Raw genomic sequence first — 22,504 nt, forward strand, 5'->3', positions numbered from 1 at the left:
CCAAGGAGCTCGTAGGAGATGGGACAGGTCAGCGCGTCCAGCACGGTTCTGATCGACGCGGCGCCGGAGGCGGTGCTGTCGGCTGTCGCGGATTACGCGACCGTGCGTCCGAGAATTCTGTCGCCGCACTACAGCGAGTACAAGGTGCTCGAGGGCGGCCAGGGCGCGGGAACCGTGGCGAGTTGGAAGCTGCAAGCGACGAAGTCGCGCGTGCGCGACGTGACAGCCAACGTCGACGTTGCGGGTCACACGGTGATCGAGAAGGACGCCAATTCGTCGATGATCACCAACTGGACCGTCGCGCCCGCAGGGCCTGGCTCCTCGGTGACCGTCAAGACGTCCTGGCAGGGCGCCGGCGGTATCGGCGGCTTCTTCGAGAAGACGTTCGCGCCGCTCGGTCTGCGCAAGATCCAGGCCGAGGTGCTGGCGAACCTGAAAAAGCACGTGGAGGAAAACCCACGTTAAGCGGTTGATCACAAGCACCAGGTGCGAGCAATCAACCCCGTTAGAGGGCAACAGGTGCGTTAGAGGGCAACAGGCGCGCTAACTGGCGCCCAAGAAGCCCGCTATGCCGCGCACCACGGCGTCGGCGTACTTCTGCCGGCCTTCCGCCGTCTTCATCAGCGCCGAGTCGACCGGGTTCTTCATGTTGCCCAGCTCGACGAGTATCGACGGGTACTGGGCGAGGTTCAGCCCGGCGATGTCCGAGCGTGGGTTGAGGCCGTCGGAGCCGATGTAGGTCGACGGCACGAAGCCCGACGCCTGCAACTGGTCGCGCATGATCGCCGCGAACCGAGGAGACGGCCCCGCCTGCGCGTCGTTTAGCGGCGGGGACGAGTACAGCACGTGAAATCCGCGCCCGGTGGGCGGGCCGCCGTCGGCGTGAATGCTCACGATCGCGTTCGGCTTAAGCGAGTTGGCCATCGCGGCGCGCTCGTCGACGCAGGGGCCTACTGCGGTGTCGTTGCCCCGCGACATCGCGGTGCGCACGCCGAGCGCGGTGAGCGCTTGGCGGATGCGCAGGGTGGTATCCCAGGCGAAGGTGTGCTCGGCGTAGCCGTCGCCGGTGGAGGTTCCGCTGGCCTGGCAGTCCTTGGTGCCGCCGCGGCCGGTGGGCACCTGTCGGCTGATCGATGCGTCGTTGGCGCCGTTGTGGCCCGGGTCGAGGAACACGATCTTGCCCGCGATACTGGCGGGCGCGGCGGCGACTTCGGCGGCTGGGCTGACGAGGGTCGATGCGGCAACGAGCAGTCCGGTGGCCACTGCGGCGCAACCGCGCATTGCTCGAGTGGCGCCGACACGCAGGCGGGCAGGCACGGGCGTCACCGTAGCCGCAACCACGACTACGCTGAAAGGCCAAACCGCCGCGAGCGGGCGAGGCGAGACCAAGTCGAAACCCGTCCGCAATCAACACGCAAGGGGACCAGTCATGCAACCCGGAGGCCAACCGGATATGTCGGCCCTGCTCGCGCAGGCGCAGCAGGTGCAGCAGCAATTGATGGAGGCGCAGGAGGCGCTGGCCAACTCCGAGGTGCACGGGCAGGCCGGCGGCGGTCTGGTGCAGGTCACGATGAAGGGCAGCGGTGAGGTGGTCGCCGTGTCGATCGACCCGAAGGTCGTTGACCCCAACGACGTCGAGACGCTGCAGGACCTCGTCGTCGGCGCGATCGCCGACGCCTCCAAGCAGGTCACCATCCTCGCCCATGACCGGCTCGGGCCGCTGGCGGGCGGGATGGGCAATATGGGCCTGCCGGGAATGTAATTGTCCCTCCATGTTTGAAGGACCCGTCCAGGATCTGATCGACGAGCTCGGCAAGCTGCCCGGTATCGGGCCGAAGAGCGCGCAGCGGATCGCCTTCCACCTGCTGTCGGTGGAGCCACCCGACATCGACCGGCTGACCGCCGTGCTCAACAAGGTGCGCGACGGGGTGAAGTTCTGCGCGGTGTGCGGGAACGTCTCCGACGACGATCGCTGCCGCATCTGCAGCGATCCGCGGCGCGACGCGTCGCTGGTGTGCGTGGTCGAGGAGCCCAAGGATGTGCAGGCCGTCGAGCGCACCCGTGAGTTCCGCGGCCGCTACCACGTGCTGGGTGGTGCGTTGGATCCGCTGTCGGGGGTCGGGCCGGAACAGCTGCGAATCCGCGAGTTGCTCAACCGGATCGGGGAGCGGGTGGACGGGGTGGATGTCACCGAGGTGATCATCGCGACCGACCCCAACACCGAGGGCGAGGCCACGGCCACGTACCTGGTGCGCATGCTGCGCGATATCCCGGGGCTGACCGTGACGCGGATCGCGTCCGGTCTGCCGATGGGCGGGGATCTGGAATTCGCCGACGAGCTGACGTTGGGCAGGGCGCTGGCTGGCCGCCGGGCCATGGCATAGGTTGGCCGTCATGCCGGACGAGGAGTTCAAGGTCGAGGTCGAGCTGGGCAGCGATGAGCACCGGCTCTCGTTCTGGGAGAAGCTGCGAACCCTGGACCTGGACGACGGCGCGCGCCGACGGCTCGGGTCGCGGGTGACGGTGACGCGCGACGGCGATCGCATCCAGCTGTACACGCACACGCTCGCGGATGCGCAGGAGGCCGAACGCACGCTGCGCGCGTTGGTGGCCGACGACCACGTGAGTGCGCAGTACACCCTGAGCCGGTGGGACCCCTCGAGCCAGGAGTGGGTGGATCCGGTCAGCGGGCACGAGGTGACCGACGATGCGCGCGAGGCGCCCGCGCCGGACCCGAGCTACGTGATCCTCGAGGCCTACAAGCCGCAGTTCCTGCGCGACCTCGGGCTGTAACCACCGCCCTTGTAGCCCGAGCCGATCGGCGCCGTAGGGCCCGCCCGCCTAACCTCAGGAGTCACAGCTATCGACGCTTGGTAGACGTGTTCTCGCACTTTCCCTGCCAAACGTCGATCGGTGTGACGTGTCGGTGGTCCCGTGCACGATGCCGTCATGACTGAAATCTTCATCGGCAGTGAGGCTGTCGCGGCGGGACGGCTGACCCGTCATGAACTGAAGCGGTGGTACCGCCCCGTCTTTCGCGGTGTGTACGTGCCCAAAGATGTTGAGTTCTCATTGCGGGATCGGGCGATCGCGGCATGGTTGGCGTCACGCCGCAAAGGTGTCATCGCGGGAGTCGCGGCATCCGCCCTACACGGCGCCCCGTGGGTGGATCCATCGCAGCCGATCGAACTCGTCGGCGTGCGGATTCGTCCACAACCGGGTCTGATTCCGAGAGCGGATGACGTCGACGTAGACGAGGTCACCAGGATCGGCGGACTGCCGGTGACGTCTCGAGTCCGAACGGCCTTCGACATGGGTCGCCGGCTTCACCGGACCGAGGCGTTGGGTCGTCTTGACGCGCTCATGTGGAATCAGCGCTACGACATCGACGAGGTTGCGCAACTAGGTCAAAGGCATCGACACGCTCCCGGATTGAACCGGTTGTACGAGTTACTTCCACTCGTCGACGGCGGAGCCGCCTCGATACCGGAATCCCGAATCCGACTGTGGTTACACGACGCCGGCCTGCCGCGGCCGGAGACACAGATTCCGGTAATCGTCGGCCATCGGCCGCAAGCGTGGCTGGACATGGGTTGGCGGGAATACAAGGTCGCCGTCGAGTACGACGGGGACCACCACCGCAAGAACCGGCGCCAGTACGTCAAGGACATCGCGAGGCTGCGAATGCTGGAGGCGCTCGGGTGGATCGTCATTCGGGTGATCGCGGAGGACAAGCCTGAGGACGTCATTGCACGGGTCGAGGCTGCGCTGATCGGTCGGGGCTGCAACCTCGACCTCGACGACATGCAAAGGTTCAAGCGCAGTTTGGCCGCCTAGTGTCCAACTTTGAGCTCGATTCACGGACGGTTTCGCCCAGCTTCGGTGATGAATCTGTCCGCAGCCTGGCTTTCTAGCTGGAACGCAGTCACACTGATCAACTTTCTGCGGGCAAAGTGCGAGAACGCGTCGGCAAAACGTCGATAGTTGTGACTCGCGGAGGGCAAGTTGCACAATTGACAGCTCGGCCGCGCTACACAGAGCGCGCAACACAATTCAAAGATGCAACAACTAAGACGCCCGCCGCGGTGCGGCCAGGCGTTCACGGCGGAGCCGGTCGACCTCGGGCAGCTCGATCGGCGCCAGCTCGCCCACCACCTGGCTCAGCAGATGGTCGGCCAGCTCCGGATTGCGGGCCAGACACGGGCCGTGCAGATAGGTGGCGACGACGCTGCCCTGCACCGCGCCGTCGTAGCCGTCGCCGGCCCGGTTGCCCGCACCCTTCTCGACGCGGGCCAACGGCTGCGCATCACCACCGAGAACCGTTCCGCCGCGGTGGTTCTCGAAACCGGTGAGCCGCTGCGACAAGCCGGCCAACAACGGCTCCGACACGACCTCGCCGATCGTGCGCTGGTCCTGCGGCGAGGTGGTGACGTCGAGCAGGCCGACGCCGTCGACACGTTCACCCGACGACGTCTCATACCAGTGCCCGAGCACCTGGATGGCCGCGCAGATCGCCAGCACCGGCGCACCGCGTCCGGCGGCCTGCTGCAGACCCGGATACCGCAGTAGGTGCCTGGTGGCCAGCCGTTGCGCGTAGTCCTCGGCGCCGCCGAGCGTGTACAGGTCCAGTTCGGCGGGCACCGGGTCGGTCAGCGTGATCTCCACGACCTCGGCGTCGATTCCGCGCAGCCGCAGGCGTTCTCGCAGTACGACGGCGTTGCCGCCATCACCGTAGGTGCCCATCACGTCGGGCAGCACCAGCCCGATGCGCACCGTCGACTCAGCCACCGGGCAGCCGCCTGTTCAGTTGCAGAAATGCCGTGTAGTTCGCGATCACCTCGACGTGCCCCGGCGGGCAAGACTCGATCGCGTTGAGCGTGTCGTGCACCAGCGTGTGCTCGACGCCGGCGTAGCCGAGGCGCACCGCGAGGTCGGTGCCGCGTTCACCGGCGGCCACGACTTGCGTGTCGCCGAAATGCTCGAACCGCACATCCCACAGCCACGACAGATCCTCCCCGTCGGGCACCTGGCCGTTGACCGAGATCACCACGCCCGCACCGTGTTTGTCGACCATCGACAGCGCCTCCTGCCAACCCGCCGGGTTCTTCGCCAGCAGCACGCGCACGGTGTGCTCGCCGAGTCGAACAGTGCGGTACCGGCCCGCGACTTCGTCGACGGCGGACACCGCCGCAACAGCTGCGGCGGCGTCGGCGCCCATCGCGACCGCGGCGGCCACCGCCTGGGTGGCGTTGCCACGGTTGACCGCGCCGGGCAACGCCAGCGTCATCGGTAACGAAAACCCCTCCGGTCCATGAATATTCGACTCGTCGAACCACCATTGCGGGCTCGGACGCTTGAAATCCGTTCCGGTGGAATACCAATGCGAACCGTCGCGCACGATGATCTCACCCGATCGCGGACAGCTCACCGAGTCGTTCGCCCAGCTGCCACCCGCGGCCACCCATACGACGTTCGGGCTGTCGTAGGCGGCCGACGTCATCAGCACGTCGTCACAGTTGGCGACGACCACCGCCGAGGGATGACGGGCCAGCCCGCCGCGCAGCGTGCGCTCGATGTGGTTGATCTCGCCGACGCGGTCCAGTTGGTCCCGCGACAGGTTCAGCAGCACGACGACGGTGGCTTCAACCGCGTCCAATACGTGGGGCACGTGCATCTCGTCGACCTCGAGCGCGGCCAACCCGGCGTCACGCGCACCTGCGAGGGCCGCGACCAGACCGGCGTCCATGTTGGCGCCCGTGTCGTTGGTGGCCACTGCGCCGATCGTGCGCAGCGCCGCGGCGACCATCCGGGTGGTCGTCGACTTGCCGTTGGTTCCGGTCACCACCACAGTGCGGCGGTCCCGGCCCAACTGGCGCAGCAACGACTTGTCGAGGGCCAACGCGACCAGCCCACCGATCATCGCGCCCGCACCTCGACCGGTGACCCGCGACGCCCAGCGTGCGGCTGCGCCCGCCGCGAGTGCTGCCCGTCCCCGAGTGGTGACCATCCCCGGGATTCTAAGGAGCCGACACGCTGGCGAGCGATTCGGCGAGGTCCCGGCTTTGTCACTGCTGCGTGCCATCCTGACGAAGTGACCCGAACTGGCGCCGGATGTCGCCGGCCGGGCGGCTCCTGGGGCCGGCCGGCGAGCGAGGACGGTGCCGGCTGGGCGGTCGTCGACGTGGAGACGTCGGGCTTCCGGCCGGGACAGGCACGCATCGTCAGCGTCGCCGCGCTCGCACTCGGCGACGACGGCAACGTCGAACACAGCCTCTACAGCCTGCTCAACCCGGGCGTCGACCCCGGGCCCACCCATGTGCACGGGCTGACGGCCGCGATGCTGGAGGGCCAGCCGACATTCGCCGACGTCGTCGACCACCTCGTCGAGCTGCTCGCCGGGCGCACCCTCGTCGCACACAACGTCGGTTTCGACTACTCGTTCCTGGCCGCCGAGGCCGAGCTGGTCGACCGCGAACTGCCCACCGATACCGTGATGTGCACGGTCGAACTGGCCCGCCGCCTCGACCTCGATGTCGAGAACCTGCGGCTCGAGACACTGGCCGCGCACTGGGGCATCAGCCAGATGCGGCCGCACGACGCGCTCGACGACGCGCTGGTGCTCGCGCAGATCCTCAAACCGGCGCTGGTGCGGGCCCGCGAACGCAAGGTGTGGCTGCCGGTGCATCCGGTCACGCGGCGACGCTGGCCGAACGGCTTCGTCACGCACGACGAGCTGCGCCCGCTCAAGTCGGTGGCGGCGCGGCTACCGTGCCCGTATCTGAATCCGGGCCGCTTCGTCGCGGGGCGGCCGCTCGTGCAGGGCATGCGCGTCGCGTTGTCGGCGGAGGTGAAGCACACGCACGAGGAGCTCATCGAGCGGATCCTGCATGCCGGACTCGCCTACACCGACGCCGTGGACCCCGAAACCTCGCTGGTGGTCTGCAACGACGCCTGCCCGGCGCAGGGCAAGGGCTACCAGGCCAACGAGTCGGGTGTTCCGCTGGTCACCGACGCCGACTTCATGCGCTGTCTCGACGGCGTCGTCGGCGGCACCGGCATCGAGGAGTTCACCGACACCACGCTGGCCGGCGACCAGTTCGCACTCTTCTGATCGCCGCCTTCGGCGGCAGTGTTCTGATCGCCTCAGAGACAGCCTTTCAGCGGGCGGCGCGGTTGACCGCCGACACCACCGCGCGCAGCGATGCGGTGGTGATCGACGGTGCGATACCGACGCCCCACACAGTCTTCCCGTCGATCGACGCCTCGACGTACGCCGCGGCCTGGGCCTCCTCGCCGGCCGACAGCGCATGCTCGGAGTAGTCCAGCACGGAGATCTGGTAGCCCAACGCGCCTAATGCATCGCAGAACGCCGCCAGCGGACCGTTGCCCGCGCCGACGATCTCGCGCTCGACCCCGTCGACCTTCACCACCGCATCGATGGTGTCCGTGCCGCCGTCGACCTCGGACGCCGTCACCTTCTGGCGGATCCGTTCGAGCGGGCGGACCGGGGCCAGGTACTCCTCGGCGAAGACGTCCCACATCTCCTTCGGCGAGACTTCACCGCCCTCACCGTCGGTGATCTGCTGGATCGCCTGGCTGAACTCGATCTGCAGCCGCCGCGGCAGCGCCAGGCCGTGGTCGGCCTTCATGATGTAGGCGACACCGCCCTTGCCGGACTGCGAGTTGACCCGGATCACCGCCTCGTAGGTGCGGCCGACGTCGCGCGGGTCGATCGGCAGATAGGGGACCTGCCAGAGGATGTCATCGACGTCGGCGTCCTGCTCGTCGGCGGCGACCTTCATCGCGTCCAGACCTTTGTTGATCGCATCCTGGTGGCTGCCGGAGAACGCGGTGTAGACCAGATCGCCGCCGTACGGGTGGCGTTCGTGCACCGGCAACTGGTTGCAGTACTCGACGGTGCGGCGGATCTCGTCGATGTTGGAGAAGTCGATCTGCGGGTCGACGCCACGGCTGAACAGGTTCAAGCCCAGCGTCACCAGGCAGACGTTGCCGGTGCGCTCACCGTTGCCGAACAGGCAGCCCTCGATCCGGTCGGCACCTGCTTGGTAGCCCAATTCGGCTGCGGCGACGGCGGTTCCGCGGTCGTTGTGCGGGTGCAGGCTCAAGATGATGCTGTCCCGCGGGGTCAGATGCCGGTGCATCCACTCGATCGAGTCGGCGTAGACGTTGGGCGTCGCCATCTCGACGGTGGCCGGCAGGTTGACGATCAGCGGCACATCGGGTGTGGGCCCGACGATTTCGGCGACGGCGTTGCAGACGTCGACTGCGTACTCCAACTCGGTGCCGGTGTAGGACTCGGGGGAGTATTCGAAGCGCCACTTGGTGTCCGGGTATTTCTCGGCCTGTTCGACGCACAGCCGAGCGCCGTCGGTGGCGATCTTCTTGACGGCCTCGCGGTCGGCGCGAAAGACCACGCGGCGCTGCAGGATCGACGTCGAGTTGTAGAAGTGCACGATCACGCGGGGCGCGCCCTGGCACGCCTCGAACGTCCGCTCGATCAGTTCCGGCCGGCACTGCGTCAGCACCTGGATCGTGACGTCGTCGGGGATCATGCCCTCGGAGATGATCTCGCGGACGAAGTCGAAGTCGGTCTGGCTTGCCGACGGGAAGCCGACCTCGATCTCCTTGTAGCCCATGCGCACCAGCAGGTCGAACATGCGGCGCTTGCGGGCCGGGCTCATCGGGTCGATCAACGCCTGATTGCCGTCCCGCAGGTCGACCGCACACCACATCGGCGCGGTCTCGATCACCTTGTCCGGCCAGGTGCGGTCAAAAGGAAACGGAACCGGGCCCGATGCCGGGCTGCCGCCGGGCACCTCCTCGGCGAAGCTGCGGTAGCGGCTGACCGGCATCGCCGACCCGCGTTGGGTGTTGTACGCCGGCTGGCCGGGGTGAGGCGGACCGGACGGCTTGGTGATCTGGCGTACCGACGAAAACGCGTCGGGTGAATCGGGTGATGGTTTCGAGAATGTGGTCACGGTGGTCGCTCCGGGAGTTTCAAAGGGGACTCGACCGGCGCATCGCGAACACCCGCGACGGGAAGCCGGTCTGGATCAGACCCCGTCGCGGCTGCCGAGAAGGAGCACCCGCTGCACGGGGGCCACTGTACTCCGGGCCCCGACGCGCCACAAAATGGACTCCTGCAGGCCGCGACCGCGCAGCTAGGTACGGTTCCGAGCCTCAACGTGTACGTGGGGTGAGCGCTCGCCGCCGCGGCGCTGGCTAGAGTGCAAGCGGTGATAAGGCTTGACCGGCGATGGTGGCTGGCGATCGGCGTCGTCGTGGTCGCGATTGTGGCGCTGGTCTACTCCCAGCTGCAACAACCGCCGCAGGAGTGCCGCCCGGTGCTCGATCTGCTCGAGTTCAACAAGTCCCAGAACGACTTGATCAGCTCGAAGAGCGAGGGCGCGCAGGGTCCGCCGACCGCGGCCGAGGAGCTGGCGTATCAGCAGTGGGCCGACGGGTTGTCTGAACGCGCCCGCAAGATCGACGCGCCCGAGCTGCGGTTCACCGCCGTGGAGGTCGCCGACCTCGCCACGGCGTTCGTCGCGAAGATGCCGCGAGCACGCGCCGCGGTGGAGGCCCAGGCGCCGGGCGCACCGGCCCCACAGGTCTACTACGAGATGTCGGCCCTCGACGTCCAGATCCAGCGCAAGCTCGCGGAGCTCACCGAGGCGTGCTCGAGCTGAGCCCGCATAGGCTCACTGATCATGTGCACACGCGTGGTTTACCTCGGAACGAACGACCGCAACGTCACGGGTCGCTCGATGGACTGGAAATCGGAGATCGGCACGAATCTGTGGGCGCTGCCGCGCGGTGTCCACCGGACCGGCCAGGGCGGCGCGAACTCCGCCGAGTGGACTTCGAAGTACGGCAGCGTTGTCGCCAGCGGCTACGACATCAGCACCACCGACGGGGTGAACGAGGCCGGCCTCGCTGTGAACCTGTTGTGGCTGGCCGAATCGCAGTATCCGGCGGCGACAGCCGACGGCCCCGCGGTCTCGCTCGCGCTGTGGGGCCAGTACGTGCTCGACAACTTCGCGACGGTTTCCGAGGCGGTGCAGGCGCTGAGCGCAACCCCGCTGCGGGTCGCCACCGCGGAGGTGCCGGGCGAGGAGCGGATGGCGACGCTGCACCTGGCGATGTCCGACGCCGGCGGGGACAGCGCGATCGTCGAGTACATCGACGGTCAGCAGGTGATTCACCACGGCAGGCAGTACCGGGTGATGACCAACTCGCCGACCTTCGACAAGCAGCTCGCGATCAACGAGTACTGGAAGGAGATCGGCGGCACGGTGATGCTGCCGGGCACCAACCGCGCCGCCGACCGGTTCGTGCGGGCGTCGTTCTACATCGACGCGGTCCCCAAGACCGACGACCCGCTGCTGGCGGCCGCCGCAGTCCTCAGCGTGGTGCGCAACGCGTCCACCCCGTACGGCATCTCGACATCGGACGAGCCCAACATCTCGACCACCCGCTGGCGGACCGTCGTCGATCACAAGGCGCTGCGCTACTTCTTCGAGTCGGCGCTCTCGCCCAACACCTTCTGGGTGGAGCTGCGCAACATCGACTTCTCGCCTGGCGCCCCGACTCTGCGGCTCAACCTGGGCGAGGGGGAGCGCACGATCTACGCCGGCGACGCCAGCTCCGAGTTCGAGCAGGCCGATCCGTTCCCGTTTCTCGGGGTGCCCTGACGGTGTTGTAGCCACTGTGCTTTTCGAGCATCGACTCCAAGCGTGAGATCAGCTACAGCACCACGCCTTTGGTCGTTGTCGAGTTTGCCGGCGGTTGAACTCGCGCCGCATCATGATGACCGCGGACAACTGTGGCGGCCAGTTCGGCAGCATGTTGGACAACAGAAATCGTTGTCGCGGCAACGCCTGCGCGACATAATCACGGGACATTGATGTGGCGGATGAGGACGATGACCACCTCGCGCACGCGGGTTTTCGTCCGACCAACGTCTGGTGGAGCGCCGATGGAAAAGCGTCTGACGACGTGAAGCCTGACTCTTTTGCAAGCCCTCAATTTGCGCCCGATGAGGCGCGGGCCCAGGCGCGCCGGTGGAGATCGGCCTATCACCGGCGGGTTCTTGCCGTCGATGCGTTGACTCTCGCCGCGGTCGTCATATTCGCCGAATGGATCGGAACGCGGCTGGCGCACCGCCATTTCGCCGATTTCACCACGGCAACGGCTTTCTCGGTGGGGATCTACATCGGATGGCTGATAGCCCTCGGTTACGCCCGCTCACGGGATATTTCGCTGGTCGGCCAGCAGGCCGAGGAGTACCGGCGCGTTGCTGCAGCGACCGGGTGGACATTTGCGCTCGCCGCAGCGTTCGAAATCTTTCTCGACATGCCGATCTCGCGCATCCAGTTCGGCGTGACTTTCGGACTCGGCTTGGTCGGCCTTTTCCTCACCCGCTACCTACTTCGGGCGGATGTACGCCGACGCAGGAAGAAAGGCACCTACATCTCGCGTGTCGTCGCGCTGGGCGATCTGGATTCGGCGCGGACATTGTGTGAGTACTTTGCGCGCTCGCCGACGGCCGGCTATCGGGTCGTGGGGCTCTGCATTCCCGACGCCGGAGACCAGATCGGGCAGAACGTGAGCCTGCCCACCGGCAGTGTCCCCATCCTCGGTTACGACGACGACAGCCTCATCGAGTCGGCCGTGCAGTCCGCCGGAGCAGACACCCTCGCGGCCGTCTATTCCGAGCAGCTGGGGCCTGAGACGGTCGAGTATCTAGCTTGGCGTATGCAGGCGATCAACACCGAACTGATCGTCGTCCCGGCATTGACAGAGGTGGCCGCGCACCGACTCCAATTGCGACCGCTCGAGAATCTGCCGCTGTTCGTCATCGACGCGCCGACACACGATGCGCCGTCGATGATCACAAAGCGCATCCTCGATCTTGTGCTGGCCACCGTTGGACTGGTGGTGGCGCTTCCGGTCATCGCACTGGCGGGGTTGGCCATCAAGCTCGACGACCGGGGACCGGTCTTCTACCGGCAGCAACGGGTGGGCATGGACGGCAAGCCATTCAAGATCATCAAATTGCGCAGTATGTACGTGGATACCGATAAGACGGCGCAACCAGAGAGTCACCGTCACGGCAGCATTTTTCACAAACGCACTTCCGATTCCTGCGTGACCCGCGTCGGAAAATTCCTCCGTGCCAGCAGCGTCGACGAGTTGCCGCAGTTGTTCAATGTGCTCGAAGGCTCGATGAGCATAGTCGGGCCCCGACCGCTGGCTGTGGGAGAAGCAGGGGCCCGTGAGCACTTCATCGAACACCGGTCACACGTCAAGCCGGGAATGACCGGTTTGTGGCAGGTGTCCGGGCGGTCCGATCTGGAAGACAAAGACCGCATACGACTCGACGAGTCGTATGCGGGCAACTGGTCGGTTGTCGGGGACCTGTTGATCATCTGGCGCACGGTGGGCGCCGTTCTCAAACGCAAGGGCGCATACTGACGTACACGGGCTACCAGCCCATCGCGCTGCGCACTTCTCCCGGCCAGGATGCCGGATCCAGACCGTGAGTTCGCAGCATTCCCAAGGCAATTCGCTCCATGCCGAAACCTACGCAGGCGCTGTGTGCAACGCCACCATCGGCGGTGCGCAGGGCGAACGTTTCACCGAAGTGGTCTCGGTGGCAATTGGCCGACACCACGGCGGTGCCCTCGTGCAGGTCGCCGTAGAGCCGCACCACTAGTTCAGTCTTCAGATTCTCGTCACGCTGGTTGGCGGCCAACAACTTGCCGACCCGGCCGAAGAACGGGTCGTTGGCCGCTACGGGGCGGGCGTCCAAGCCGAGTTCGGTCAGTACCGCCATGCCGTGGTCCACCCAGCTGTCACGGTGTTCCTGTGCCTGATCGGGTGTTCCGACCAACACGTACTCGTGCATCCGGAACGCCTGCATGCGCGCCGGGTCAATGGCCGGCTCGTGCCGGAAGCAGTACCCATAGATGTCCATCAGCACACCGCCGTCGGGCAGGCTCGACGGCAGCGTGGCATAGCTTGGATGGCAGGCCGCCGAAACCAGCATGGTCCCAGCGGAACTCAGATGCCCGTCCCACGGCAGGCCGGCATCACGATCAGCCAACAGCGCGCGGTGCTCGGCGTTTCCGCCGGTGAATGTCGAGATCGCACCGGTCAGATCCGGGAAAGACGCGATGTAATCGGTCTTCTCGAATTGCTCACGCGGGAATACCGGTGGAAACCGCAGCACCTTCGCGCGATCCCGATGGACCTCGGCGCCCTTGCCTTCCACCACGTGGTCGACACCATCGACGATGCTCTCGAAAACCGCTCCACGGCCGTACAGTCCGTCGATACCCATCGGCACCAACAAGCCCGCCGCAATCAGTTCATCGCGGAACTGGTGGCGGGCCGACTCGAGTTGCGCATCAAGGTCACGAGCTTCGGTCATCTGCCAAATCCTATCGCCGGCCGGTGGAGGCCGGACGTGATCCGCGGCCCACCGAATCGTGGTTCCTTGGCTCGTCCCTCACAGCTGTTCGGGGCCGGCACGGAACTGGGTGACGACGCACAGCAGCAGACCTCGGTCGTGCTCCGCTCGCGAATTATGCTGATCAGCATGCGGGAAAGAATTCAGAAGGCATTGGCCGACCACGGAAGAATGTCGGTCGACCCGAACGGCGTCGACGCCGACGCCGACCTCTATGAGCTCGGGCTCACCTCGCATGCCTCGGTCAACGTCATGCTTGCCCTCGAGGACGAGTTCGACATCGAATTCCCCGACGAGGCGATGAAGAAATCCACTTTTGCTTCGATCAACAACATCGAAGCCGCCGTCACGAGGCTCATCAAGTAGCACCCACCAGGGCGCGCCGCGCTACTTCGAACAGGAAGACCCATGAACCCGCCGGAGGTGCAGCTACCGGGTCACCTGATCCGCGTGGGGTGCGATGTGGTGGCCCTCGAAGAGATCGAGAATTCGTTGTCCTCGTTCGGAGACCGGTTTCTGGCCAAGATCTACACCGCTGCCGAGGTCGCCACTTGTGCCGGTTCGAACCGGCTGGCCCGCCTTGCCGCCCGGTTCGCCGCCAAGGAGGCCGCCATGAAGGCATTCGCACGGCCGGACGCCGCGCTTTCGCCGCTCGAAATGGAGGTCGTCCTTTCGGGCGATCTGCCGACGTTGCGGCTCAGCGGTTCGGCCGCCCAGCTGGCCGTGGCGCAGCGGTGGCTACAGGTCTCGATGTCGATCACCCATGCAGACTGTCACGCGGCAGCCGTGGTGGTAGCGGTCTGCGCCGAGTAGCAGCGGTGCCCGGGCAATGGTCGTACCGTGTATCGAGAGCGACTCGCAAATGCCGACGTCTGATAGATGTGCGCCAAGATGCAAAGTTTGGACCAATCCGGGGTCTCTTCGGGGGATGACCGGGTGAACGCGGGCATGACGGGGTTATCCGGTGTGCCGACGTGGTTCGGACCCGAGGAGTCGCGGCTTTTCGGTGTTTTACACGTCCCGGCCGGCGGGGTTGCGCGGGCGGGCGTGGTCATCTGTCCACCGCTCGGTCGTCAGCACCTGGATACCTACACCGGACTGAAGCTGCTGGCGCAACGATTGTGCGAAACGGGATTTGCAGTGTTGCGCTTCGATTACCCGGGCACCGGGGACTCGATGGGCGCCCAATGTCGGGACAGTGCCGTGGATGACTACGTGGACGGCATTCGGACGGCAGTGCGGTATCTGCAGGCTTGCGGCGCGCAGAGTGTGTCGCTGGTCGGCCTGCGGGTCGGTGCGTTGCTCGCCGCGACAGCGGCGCCCTCGATAACGAGTCTCGGCGGCCTGGTCATGTGGGACCCCGTCACCAATGGTCGCCGATACCTGCGCGAACAACAGGCGCTCTATCGGGTGACCGTCGGCGGCGAGGAGGGTTCCGAATTACCGCCCGAGCCGGGCGCGGTCCCGCTTCTCGGTATCACCCTCTCCTCCACAGCTGCCACCGCCCTCGGCGGACTGAAGATGCCGGCGGATGTCGGATCGACTTCGGTGCTTGTGTTGAGCCGGCCGGAACACACTGGTGACCGCTTGCTCGCCGACCTGCCCGCATCGGGCGACTGCATGGTCCAGCAAATTGCCGGGCAACCCGAGTTCGTGGAACCACCCAGCATTGTGGTCAGGATTCCGGTGGAAACCCTGGCGATGATCGAGAAATGGCTCGACGCGACGCTGACATCGGAGACGTTCGCATTCGAGCCGGAGTTCGCCGGTATTGCCGTGGCGGACGAGTTGCCCGACGGCCGCAAGATCATCGAGTCGATCACCGAACTCGGCCCTAACCGGCTGTTCGCCATCCGGACCGCGTTCAGTGACGCTACTGAGGGTGGGCCGACGGTGTTATGCCACAACACCGCGTGTGAACATCGGGTCGGCTCGGGGCGAATCTGGCCGGACACGGCCCGGGAACTGGCTGCGCTGGGCGTGAGCGTGGTCCGCTACGACCGTCGGGGGGTAGGCGACACCGGTGTCGCAACCGGCGAGTTCCCATGGATGCATTCACCAGATGCCCAGGCTGATGTGACCGATGCGATTGCGGCCCTGGCAGTGCCGGAAGACCGTCTGGTGATGGCCGGAATCTGTTCGGGTGCTTGGAATTGCGCGTATGGGGCGTTGCAGAGCGGCGCCAAACTGGTGGTTCTGCTGAACATTCTGCTGTATTCGTTGCGGCGCGCCGACGGCGGATCGGAGCGGATCGCGCAGGTGACTGACGCTGTTGTCGGCGATCACGACCCCCAGGAGCGGCGGCTATGGGGAATGGTCAAGCAGGGACTGCGAAATTGGCTGCCATATCAGGGTTGGTTGCTCCTCGGTCGCCTTGGTTACACCCAGGCTCCGGAGGTGCTGCTCAAGGCGCTCGGCAAGAGCGGAGTGCCGACTGAGTTGGTTTTGTCACCATCGGATTTCGAGTGGTACGTAGAGCATCGCGGCCTGATCGGGGCCAAGCGGCTGGCACGTCGTGGTTGGGCGCCGAAGCTGACTTTGCCGCCCGCCGGTGATCATGCGGTGCTACACCGCGGATTGCAGAACTTCATGCGTGAGTATCTGCTCGCCGCGGCGCGCCGCGAATTCGCCGACCAGCTCTGAAGCGCGGGAGCCGATATCAGACCGTTGCGAACAGAGAACGCAGCGCGGCAGTGGTTGCGGTGATGTCGAATTCCTGCTCGACCAGGTCGCGTCCCGTGCGGGCGTAGTCGTCGAGTGCGGGGCCCGACGATATCAATTGTTCCAGCGTGTCGCGCAGGCTCTGCGCGTCGGCCGGGATGGCCAGGAGGCCGGTCTTCTCGGGTATGACCAATTCCGGGACGCCCGAGAGACTTGTTGACACGGTCGGTATTCCGCTCGCCAGCGCCTCCATGAGGGCGACCGGCAGACCCTCCATCTGGCCGTCGGCGGCTACGATGCTCGGCAGTACGAACAGATCGGCCTCGGCCAATGCCTGCTTGACCGTTGTCTCGGACTGCCCGCCATGGAATCTGACCCGTGATCCGAGCCCGAGTTCGGTTGCCAGCTTGTGCAATTCGTCGTTCAGCGGTCCGTTGCCGATGAGGTCCAGTTCGGTCCGGTCCAGGCCGGGTCCGCCCAGCGACAACGCCCGCAGCAGCACTTCGTGTCCCTTGTACTCCTGCAGCGAGGCCACACATAGCGCCCGGATCGGACCGCTGTCCGGGATCCTCCTGGGACGGAACGGATATGCCGCCGAGTCGATTCCACAGTGGATGACGTGCACCGGTGTCGAGGTATAGCGCTCCAGCAGTCGACGGTTGTACTCCGACACCGTGACGATGAAATCGGCACCGTCGAGTTTGCGGCCCAGCATCGACTGATCGACGTAGAGGTCGTGCGCATGCACGGTGACGCTGTAGGTGACACCGGCCAACCGCGAGCAGATCCATGCGGCGAGGGCGGGATATGTGGCGTAGTGGGCGTGGATGTGCCGGGTGGGACTCGAGGAGTGCAGATCGCGGGCGTGCGCGGTGGCGATCGGCACCGTGATCAGGGCACGGATCAGCAGCCCTGGCCGCGCGGCGTAACCGCGCACCACCGTGGCCAGAATCGACAGCGTGGCCAGCGGGTGCCGCACCAGCGCCCACCCCAATCCGGCCACACAGGCACCGACACCGGGCCGTACCAACTTGTCCATCCACCGCCTGGCGATGTCGTGGACCTGTGGGTCCGGCGATGGAAACAGCGACCGCAGTCCAATTTCACGTCCGTCGGTGGTAGACAGCGCATCGAGTTCCCGGACGATGAAGGTCTCCGAGATAACCGGGAACCGGGATACCAGATAGTCGATCTGTTTGCCGCTCAACGTCCACGCTCGATCAGTTCTCGGTAGAGGCCCTGCAGCCGGTGGGCCCACGAGGTGGCCGAGAACTCGGCGCGGGCGCGCTCAATAGCCGGCTTTCCCAGCGACTTTCGCAGCCCTGGGTCGTCCAGCAACCGCGTCACGGTGGCGGCCAGTGCGGCCGGATCGTCGGGTTCGAACAGCAGCCCCGTGGAGCCGTCGACGATGATGTCCGGAATGCCGCCGATCCGCGATGCAGCGATGGCCTTGCCCGATGCCGACGCCTCGATCAGCACCGTGGGCAGATTCTCACCGTAGGTCGACGGCAGCAGTACGACGTCGGCAGCCCGGTAGACCTGCGGCATGTCCGAGCGAACGCCGGCGAAGATCACAGAGTCGGTAACGCCTACTTCGCCGACCAGCCTCCGGAGTTCGGCTTCGTCTGGGCCGCCACCGACCAGAGACAGGATGGCGTCCGGATGCGTCTGCAATATCTGCGGCCACGCCGCGATCGCCACCGGGATGCCCTTGAAATCGCGGAAGGCGGCCGGTAGCACGACCAAAGGTCCAGGGCCACCGCCGAGTTCGCGGCGGACCGTCGGATCCGGTTCGCCGGGGTGGAAATTGCTGACATCGATTCCGTTGTGCAGCACATCCCAGTTGGCCGGGATCCGGCCTCGGCGATGCACCTGGGCCCACGACACCCGGCTCGCCTCAGAGACGAACAGCACCCGATCACCCCGGGTCGCCGCTTCGGTCGCGATCTGCTCGCGCCAATGCTCGCGCCCGGGCCAACGCTCCGTCACATGGTGGAACGTGCAGACCACCGGGCGGCCGGTCAGCTTCGCCGCCGGTACCGCGAACGTTGCCGACATCTCCAAGTGAGTGTGCACCAGATCGTAACCACCACTGCGAATCTCGCGGGCCAATCGGAAAACGCCGGTGACGTCGAGAAGTCGGCGGATTCCGAGTGAGCGGGGATGCACGCCGGCTTCAGACAGTATCTTCATGGTCTTCTCGGAATTGACCGATGCGTCGTCCAGGCCGACGAAGTCCATCTGGACATCGGTGTTGCGCATGGCGAGGGCCATCGGTGCCAGCAGGGTTTCGGCACCGCCCATACGGAACCCGTCGATGAGGGTCATCACCCGAATCGGCGTCATTTGAGAACCCGCAGCTTGTTCCACGGGATCTTCGTCATCCCGTCATAGTCCCATTGAATACCGGCCGCACTGTAGGTTCGCCCGACGGTTCCGGGGGCGGCTGTGTTGTCCCGTTCGAAGCTGATGCTCAGTGGTGCTCCGCTGACATCGACGATGTAGGCGCCGTACTTCTGGAGAGCCTCGGCCACTGTGTGTTGCGCCGGGGAAAGTCCCAGGCTGTTGATGTCCACGCTGGGGTCCAGTTGTATGCGCGCCCCTTCGGGAATGCAGTCGGGGCTGGTCGATTGGCCGTCGGTCTTGAGCGCCGGCGGCCGGAACACCTTGGCGCACACGTTGTAGCTTTGCATGGCGAGCGCATGCGGAATCGAACCCTGAGCGATCTCGGCTACCCGCACCACTCCGGCCAATCGGGATGCACCCGAGCCTGTGCTCGCACCGCCCCAGCCCGAGCCGTCGAGACTGTTCACAGCGCCGAATTCGGTTGTCCAGGAACCGTTTGCCTTCTTGGCGCGCCAGAACTCGTAGATCGTTCGGCTGTCCGGGTCGATCACCACCATCGCGCCGTCGGAGCCGTCCTGTGGCCGTGCGTCGTCAGGGATCGGTACTCGAAGGCCATCAAACGGGCAGGGGCCCCATTCGGTGATGAGGCACGGGACGGAATAGCGGGGGGTGTGCGCGTTCGCGGTGTAGATCGGGATTCCGAATTCAACAGTCGCCGCGGACGCGCTGTTGTCCCAGTGCACCGCCCGGATCATCGCCGCGCTGTTCGGGTCGACCTCGGCGTCGGTCGGGATCGGTGTGCGAAATGGGCTGTCTTCGGCAAACGGTTGGGATTGGTCGGCCCGCACCGGCGTATCTGCGACAAGCCTCGCGATGATGAGGAGCGCGCCGACGGCCGCAGCGACAAGCGCAGCGATGGCGACCTGCCACCGTGTTTGCTTGCTCATCATGGCTTACATCTCCGGACTGACATGTTTGGTGGCCGCCGTCACCGCATCGCTGATCGAGGCCGCGGCGACGGACCAGGAGCGCTGTACCGCAGCCTGCCCCGCCTCGCCGAGCTTCGCCGCCAACTGCGGATCCCGCAACAGTTGAAGCATTGCGGTGGCGAGTGCCCCGGCGTCGTTCGGCGGGACCAGCAGACCGGTGACACCGTCCTCGATCGCGGCCGGTAGGTCGCCGACGGTGGTGCCGATGACCGGACGGCCGAAGGTGTATGCCAGGTGCGCTACGCCGCTCGCGCTGGCCCGGATATACGGTGTGACGACGACCCGGGCGGATTCGACGAGCTCGGATACCTCCTCCATTGCGCAGTAGCCCGGCCGCGCGTCCACGCCGTTGGCCGCGGCCCGGGCCAGCAGTTCCGGAGCGTCCACGTCGGCACTGACCGCCCCCGCGAGGATCAGGCGTGCGGTCGGCATTTCGGCTCTGACCAACCCGAACGCATCAATCAGGACGTCAATACCCTTGTAGGCGGTCCAGGTGCCGAAGAACAGGGCGATCGGCTCGGTCTGGGCCACCGGTGCCGGTGGACGGCCGCGCTGCACGGCACCGGCGTCGCCATGCGGAATGACCACGACCTCGCCGTTGGGTTGCCAGTGGTCGAGGACGATCTGCCGGGTCCGCGGCCCCAATACGAATGCGACGTCCATCTGGCGCCATGCTGCGGCGAAAGAGGCCTGCAGCAACCGCCCCTCTTTCGGCGTGCTGGTGTCCTTGGCGTCGGATCGCGGAAGCGGCTCGTGGGCGATGATGCCGAACACCGTGCGCGGCAACAACTTGCAGATCATCACCACGAACCACGGCTCGAAGGTGAAGCGCCACTGCGAGAACAGCACCGCGCGCGGCGGTCGACGGCGCAGCTGATAGGCCAGCACCAGCCAGGCGAGCACCAGCTGGCCGGCCCGCCGGCCCCGGCGCACCAGGTACCTCAGGTAGCCGTGGTCACCGGTAGCGTGGGGGTGCCAGGTCGGCAGCACGGAGCGGATCTCGAATCCGGCTTCTGCGGAAGAGATTTCGGGATCGGGGCCGGTCCACAGCTCGACTTCGTCGCCGTGGTCAGCCATAGCGTTGCCGAGTTGGGCAGCGAACTGGAAGAGCCCGCCTGACGGCGAGAACTCGACGAGGACCGTGCGGTTGTCCGTCACGCCGCGACCCTGACACGCTCAGGTGGCACCACGGTCGCGCGCGGCCAGAGTCGGTTCAGCAAGCGGCCCAATAGCAATCGCGCCAACACCAACGCGGCCAGCCCCCAGCCCGCGGCATAGGCCAGCGCCGACTTCGACCGCACGGAGACGCGTTCCACGTGCACGTCGGTGATGGTTTCGGCGGTGTATTGCATCGGGCCGATGTGGTCGTTTATCCGCGTGCGTGCCACGGCCAACGCGTCGGCCAGGCGTCGTTCGGCGCCGTCGGCATCCTGCGCGGTGACTGAGAACGTAGCGATACCGCGGATCGGGTCGGAGTGGATCTCCGCCGGGGCGTCCGTGTTGTACATGACTTCGATCAGGGTAGGCAGGAATGCCTCGCGGGCTCGGACATTCATCGCGTACGAGGCCCAGCCGTCGAGCGGGCCGACTGGCATCATGATGACCTTCTGGCTGGCCCGCACCGCCGGGGTGCTCGCGATGAGCATGCTGCTGCCGGCTACGGCGGCGCCGACGACGACCGCCATCACCCACAGCGCGGCGGTGCGGAGCATATTGCGGATGACTGCCGGTTGCACGGTTTCGGCCGGGCCGAGGGCGCACGCCAGTGCCAGCACGATGGCGAACGACCGGAAGTAGGCCAGGTGAAGGAAGATGCTTGCCACCGACCAGGTGACGATGCCGGTGAGCGTTGCCGCGGCCAGCGCCCGATCGACCGATCCGGGGTCCGCAGCGATTCGCAGCGCCACGATTGTGAAGATGCCGCCGACCATGATCAGCCAGGTGAACAGCCCGGTCACCCCCGATTCGGCGAGGAACTGGGCGTAGAGGTTGTGCGGGGCGACGAGCCCTTCGTTGACGGCCGTCCTCACCCGGTCGGTGTAGTAGGGCACCTCATGGCCGAAGGCCCCCGGGCCGAATCCAAAGGCGGGCCGTTCCTGGAACATTCGCCAGGCCATCTCCTGAGACGCCGCGCGGCCGAGGACCGAGGGATCGATGTCATAGCTCCGCTGAGCACCGGACCCACCAAGCACATCGTTGAGAAGGGCGATCATTCGGTCGCCGATGCCGGGGATCGCGAACGTCAACAGCATGACCGGTGGTATCCAGATCAGCTTCTTCGGCTTGCCGGAAGCGATGAACCACAGCGCGACAGCTGCCCCGGCCGTCAACAGCGTGCCACGGGATTGGGTGAGATAGATCCCGATCAGCATGAGGATGCTGCAGAGCAGCCATGCCACCGACTGCGGCTGCCTGCCGGCGCGACGACTGCGCTGTGCCAGCGCCCAGCCCATGGGCAGACCCAATACCAGCTGACGGCCCCAGAAGTTCGAGTCACCATACGGGCCGGCATACCGCTGGGTGGTGATCAGCTCCCCCTGGGCTTCTGAGATCAGGGCCAACCCGCCGAACGTCGCATCCCCACCGGTCAGATAACTCGCGATCGACAGCAGCGACAGCACCGCCAGCGTTACGGCCACCGCCATCGCCACCGCCCAGGGCTTCCCGGTGACCTGGGTCAGCATCAGGATGACGAACAGGAACGCGAGATCGACCGCCGTCCGCCAGAGCTCGGCGGTTGACGCGGCGGTGTCGACGCTGCCGACCAGTGCGATCACCTGGCCTGCGACATACACCGCGATCAGGACGACGCCGATGACCGTCCAGCGATTGAGGCGAGCCCGGGCCTGTGGGTCCCGCAGCGCGACGATCAGCGCGAGAACACCAAGCGCCACACTGCCTTTGAAGACGGGAGCCGAGGTGTATTGAGTGGCCACCTCGGACAGGTTGGCCACTTCCGCGACCACCATGCCGACGAGGACGCCGACGATCCATGGGCTCGAGCCGGACACCG

Annotated in this window: 22 protein-coding genes; 12 read left to right on the forward strand and 10 right to left on the reverse strand. The window is 66.1% G+C overall.

The genetic code is table 11. The features are described from left to right. The first annotated feature begins 18 nt into the window (after window positions 1-18). Complete coding sequence (locus AU185_RS09415) at window positions 19-465, forward strand: SRPBCC family protein (protein ID WP_059101789.1); 447 nt, start codon at window positions 19-21, stop codon at window positions 463-465. A gap of 78 nt (window positions 466-543) precedes the next feature. Here the strand turns inward: AU185_RS09415 and AU185_RS09420 are convergent, their stop codons facing one another. Then, the gene (locus tag AU185_RS09420; protein WP_059101865.1) at window positions 544-1,317 is read right to left on the reverse strand and encodes an Rv3717 family N-acetylmuramoyl-L-alanine amidase; all 774 of its coding nucleotides are present in this window, start codon (window positions 1,315-1,317) and stop codon (window positions 544-546) included. A 112-nt stretch (window positions 1,318-1,429) separates the two neighbouring features. On the opposite strand from AU185_RS09420, the gene AU185_RS09425 reads away from it, so the two are divergent. The 4 genes from AU185_RS09425 (at window position 1,430) to AU185_RS09440 (ending at window position 3,837) form a co-directional block, all read left to right on the forward strand. Further along, window positions 1,430-1,762, forward strand: a complete 333-nt coding sequence (locus tag AU185_RS09425) for a YbaB/EbfC family nucleoid-associated protein (RefSeq protein ID WP_059101788.1) — start codon at window positions 1,430-1,432, stop codon at window positions 1,760-1,762. A gap of 10 nt (window positions 1,763-1,772) precedes the next feature. Then, entirely contained in the window at window positions 1,773-2,384 is a 612-nt protein-coding gene (recR, locus tag AU185_RS09430) for a recombination mediator RecR (RefSeq protein ID WP_059101787.1), read from the forward strand. Between the two features lie 10 nt (window positions 2,385-2,394). Continuing rightward, complete coding sequence (locus AU185_RS09435) at window positions 2,395-2,793, forward strand: hypothetical protein (RefSeq protein ID WP_059101786.1); 399 nt, start codon at window positions 2,395-2,397, stop codon at window positions 2,791-2,793. 156 nt (window positions 2,794-2,949) lie between these two features. Next, window positions 2,950-3,837, forward strand: a complete 888-nt coding sequence (locus tag AU185_RS09440) for a DUF559 domain-containing protein (protein WP_059101864.1) — start codon at window positions 2,950-2,952, stop codon at window positions 3,835-3,837. A gap of 231 nt (window positions 3,838-4,068) precedes the next feature. On the opposite strand, the gene AU185_RS09445 is transcribed toward AU185_RS09440, so the two are convergent. Both AU185_RS09445 and AU185_RS09450 read right to left on the reverse strand, forming a co-directional pair. Next, complete coding sequence (locus AU185_RS09445) at window positions 4,069-4,788, reverse strand: type 1 glutamine amidotransferase (protein ID WP_059101785.1); 720 nt, start codon at window positions 4,786-4,788, stop codon at window positions 4,069-4,071. Then, window positions 4,781-6,007, reverse strand: a complete 1,227-nt coding sequence (locus tag AU185_RS09450; RefSeq protein ID WP_059101784.1) for a Mur ligase family protein — start codon at window positions 6,005-6,007, stop codon at window positions 4,781-4,783. The genes AU185_RS09445 and AU185_RS09450 overlap by 8 nt, the downstream gene beginning before the upstream one ends. A gap of 84 nt (window positions 6,008-6,091) precedes the next feature. On the opposite strand from AU185_RS09450, the gene AU185_RS09455 reads away from it, so the two are divergent. Next, window positions 6,092-7,111, forward strand: a complete 1,020-nt coding sequence (locus AU185_RS09455) for a DEDDh family exonuclease (RefSeq protein WP_059101783.1) — start codon at window positions 6,092-6,094, stop codon at window positions 7,109-7,111. Between the two features lie 46 nt (window positions 7,112-7,157). Here AU185_RS09455 and leuA read toward each other — a convergent pair whose 3' ends face one another. Then, entirely contained in the window at window positions 7,158-8,999 is a 1,842-nt protein-coding gene (leuA, locus tag AU185_RS09460) for a 2-isopropylmalate synthase (RefSeq protein WP_059101782.1), read from the reverse strand. A 258-nt stretch (window positions 9,000-9,257) separates the two neighbouring features. Between leuA and AU185_RS09465 the strand changes: the two genes are divergently transcribed. The 3 genes from AU185_RS09465 (at window position 9,258) to AU185_RS09475 (ending at window position 12,498) form a co-directional block, all read left to right on the forward strand. Continuing rightward, window positions 9,258-9,710 (forward strand): hypothetical protein, encoded by a 453-nt coding sequence (locus tag AU185_RS09465; RefSeq protein ID WP_353647409.1) that lies wholly within the window; start codon window positions 9,258-9,260, stop codon window positions 9,708-9,710. 21 nt (window positions 9,711-9,731) lie between these two features. Then, window positions 9,732-10,715: a linear amide C-N hydrolase gene (locus AU185_RS09470; protein WP_059101781.1), complete on the forward strand. Its 984-nt coding sequence runs from the start codon at window positions 9,732-9,734 to the stop codon at window positions 10,713-10,715. Between the two features lie 214 nt (window positions 10,716-10,929). Next, a complete protein-coding gene (locus AU185_RS09475; RefSeq protein ID WP_172800382.1) occupies window positions 10,930-12,498 on the forward strand; it encodes a sugar transferase in 1,569 nt (522 codons plus the stop codon). Window positions 12,499-12,508: 10 nt separating this feature from the next. On the opposite strand, the gene AU185_RS09480 is transcribed toward AU185_RS09475, so the two are convergent. Then, window positions 12,509-13,456, reverse strand: coding sequence for an amino acid--[acyl-carrier-protein] ligase (locus AU185_RS09480; protein WP_059101779.1), 948 nt, complete (start codon window positions 13,454-13,456; stop codon window positions 12,509-12,511). Window positions 13,457-13,624: 168 nt separating this feature from the next. Here AU185_RS09480 and AU185_RS09485 point away from each other — a divergent pair, with 168 nt between their 5' ends. The 3 genes from AU185_RS09485 to AU185_RS09495 all read left to right on the forward strand — a co-directional run bounded on the left by AU185_RS09485 (window position 13,625) and on the right by AU185_RS09495 (window position 16,138). Further along, window positions 13,625-13,861 carry an acyl carrier protein gene (locus AU185_RS09485; RefSeq protein WP_059101862.1) on the forward strand — a complete coding sequence of 79 codons (237 nt, stop codon included), beginning with the start codon at window positions 13,625-13,627 and terminating at the stop codon, window positions 13,859-13,861. 42 nt (window positions 13,862-13,903) lie between these two features. Next, the gene (locus tag AU185_RS09490; RefSeq protein WP_059101778.1) at window positions 13,904-14,308 is read left to right on the forward strand and encodes a 4'-phosphopantetheinyl transferase superfamily protein; all 405 of its coding nucleotides are present in this window, start codon (window positions 13,904-13,906) and stop codon (window positions 14,306-14,308) included. A gap of 135 nt (window positions 14,309-14,443) precedes the next feature. Continuing rightward, window positions 14,444-16,138 carry a serine aminopeptidase domain-containing protein gene (locus AU185_RS09495; protein WP_231740442.1) on the forward strand — a complete coding sequence of 565 codons (1,695 nt, stop codon included), beginning with the start codon at window positions 14,444-14,446 and terminating at the stop codon, window positions 16,136-16,138. 16 nt (window positions 16,139-16,154) lie between these two features. Here AU185_RS09495 and AU185_RS09500 read toward each other — a convergent pair whose 3' ends face one another. From AU185_RS09500 to AU185_RS09520, 5 genes are read right to left on the reverse strand one after another with little or no spacing between them, the layout of a single operon-like run. Beyond that, window positions 16,155-17,363, reverse strand: coding sequence for a glycosyltransferase family 4 protein (locus AU185_RS09500; RefSeq protein ID WP_059101777.1), 1,209 nt, complete (start codon window positions 17,361-17,363; stop codon window positions 16,155-16,157). Further along, entirely contained in the window at window positions 17,360-18,502 is a 1,143-nt protein-coding gene (locus AU185_RS09505; RefSeq protein ID WP_059101776.1) for a glycosyltransferase, read from the reverse strand. Before AU185_RS09505 ends, AU185_RS09500 begins: the two co-directional genes overlap by 4 nt. After that, window positions 18,499-19,449, reverse strand: coding sequence for a hypothetical protein (locus AU185_RS09510; protein WP_231740441.1), 951 nt, complete (start codon window positions 19,447-19,449; stop codon window positions 18,499-18,501). The genes AU185_RS09505 and AU185_RS09510 overlap by 4 nt, the downstream gene beginning before the upstream one ends. 6 nt (window positions 19,450-19,455) lie before the next feature. Next, a complete protein-coding gene (locus tag AU185_RS09515) occupies window positions 19,456-20,649 on the reverse strand; it encodes a glycosyltransferase family 4 protein (RefSeq protein ID WP_059101774.1) in 1,194 nt (397 codons plus the stop codon). Beyond that, window positions 20,646-22,502 carry an O-antigen ligase family protein gene (locus AU185_RS09520; RefSeq protein WP_059101773.1) on the reverse strand — a complete coding sequence of 619 codons (1,857 nt, stop codon included), beginning with the start codon at window positions 22,500-22,502 and terminating at the stop codon, window positions 20,646-20,648. Before AU185_RS09520 ends, AU185_RS09515 begins: the two co-directional genes overlap by 4 nt. Window positions 22,503-22,504 lie beyond the last annotated feature (2 nt).

Source organism: Mycobacterium sp. GA-0227b (genome assembly GCF_001499855.1).
GTDB lineage: Bacteria > Actinomycetota > Actinomycetes > Mycobacteriales > Mycobacteriaceae > Mycobacterium.

Excerpts from the sequence above, each read along its gene's own strand:
- AU185_RS09510 (WP_231740441.1), bottom strand. The coding sequence starts at position 19,449 with ATGAGCAAGCAAACACGGTGGCAGGTCGCCATCGCTGCGCTTGTCGCT.
- AU185_RS09450 (WP_059101784.1), bottom strand. The coding sequence starts at position 6,007 with ATGGTCACCACTCGGGGACGGGCAGCACTCGCGGCGGGCGCAGCCGCA.
- AU185_RS09490 (WP_059101778.1), top strand. The coding sequence starts at position 13,904 with ATGAACCCGCCGGAGGTGCAGCTACCGGGTCACCTGATCCGCGTGGGG.
- AU185_RS09495 (WP_231740442.1), top strand. The coding sequence starts at position 14,444 with ATGACGGGGTTATCCGGTGTGCCGACGTGGTTCGGACCCGAGGAGTCG.
- AU185_RS09435 (WP_059101786.1), top strand. The coding sequence starts at position 2,395 with ATGCCGGACGAGGAGTTCAAGGTCGAGGTCGAGCTGGGCAGCGATGAG.
- AU185_RS09415 (WP_059101789.1), top strand. The coding sequence starts at position 19 with ATGGGACAGGTCAGCGCGTCCAGCACGGTTCTGATCGACGCGGCGCCG.
- AU185_RS09485 (WP_059101862.1), top strand. The coding sequence starts at position 13,625 with ATGCGGGAAAGAATTCAGAAGGCATTGGCCGACCACGGAAGAATGTCG.
- AU185_RS09505 (WP_059101776.1), bottom strand. The coding sequence starts at position 18,502 with ATGACGCCGATTCGGGTGATGACCCTCATCGACGGGTTCCGTATGGGC.
- AU185_RS09480 (WP_059101779.1), bottom strand. The coding sequence starts at position 13,456 with ATGACCGAAGCTCGTGACCTTGATGCGCAACTCGAGTCGGCCCGCCAC.
- AU185_RS09470 (WP_059101781.1), top strand. The coding sequence starts at position 9,732 with ATGTGCACACGCGTGGTTTACCTCGGAACGAACGACCGCAACGTCACG.
- recR (WP_059101787.1), top strand. The coding sequence starts at position 1,773 with ATGTTTGAAGGACCCGTCCAGGATCTGATCGACGAGCTCGGCAAGCTG.
- AU185_RS09425 (WP_059101788.1), top strand. The coding sequence starts at position 1,430 with ATGCAACCCGGAGGCCAACCGGATATGTCGGCCCTGCTCGCGCAGGCG.
- AU185_RS09440 (WP_059101864.1), top strand. The coding sequence starts at position 2,950 with ATGACTGAAATCTTCATCGGCAGTGAGGCTGTCGCGGCGGGACGGCTG.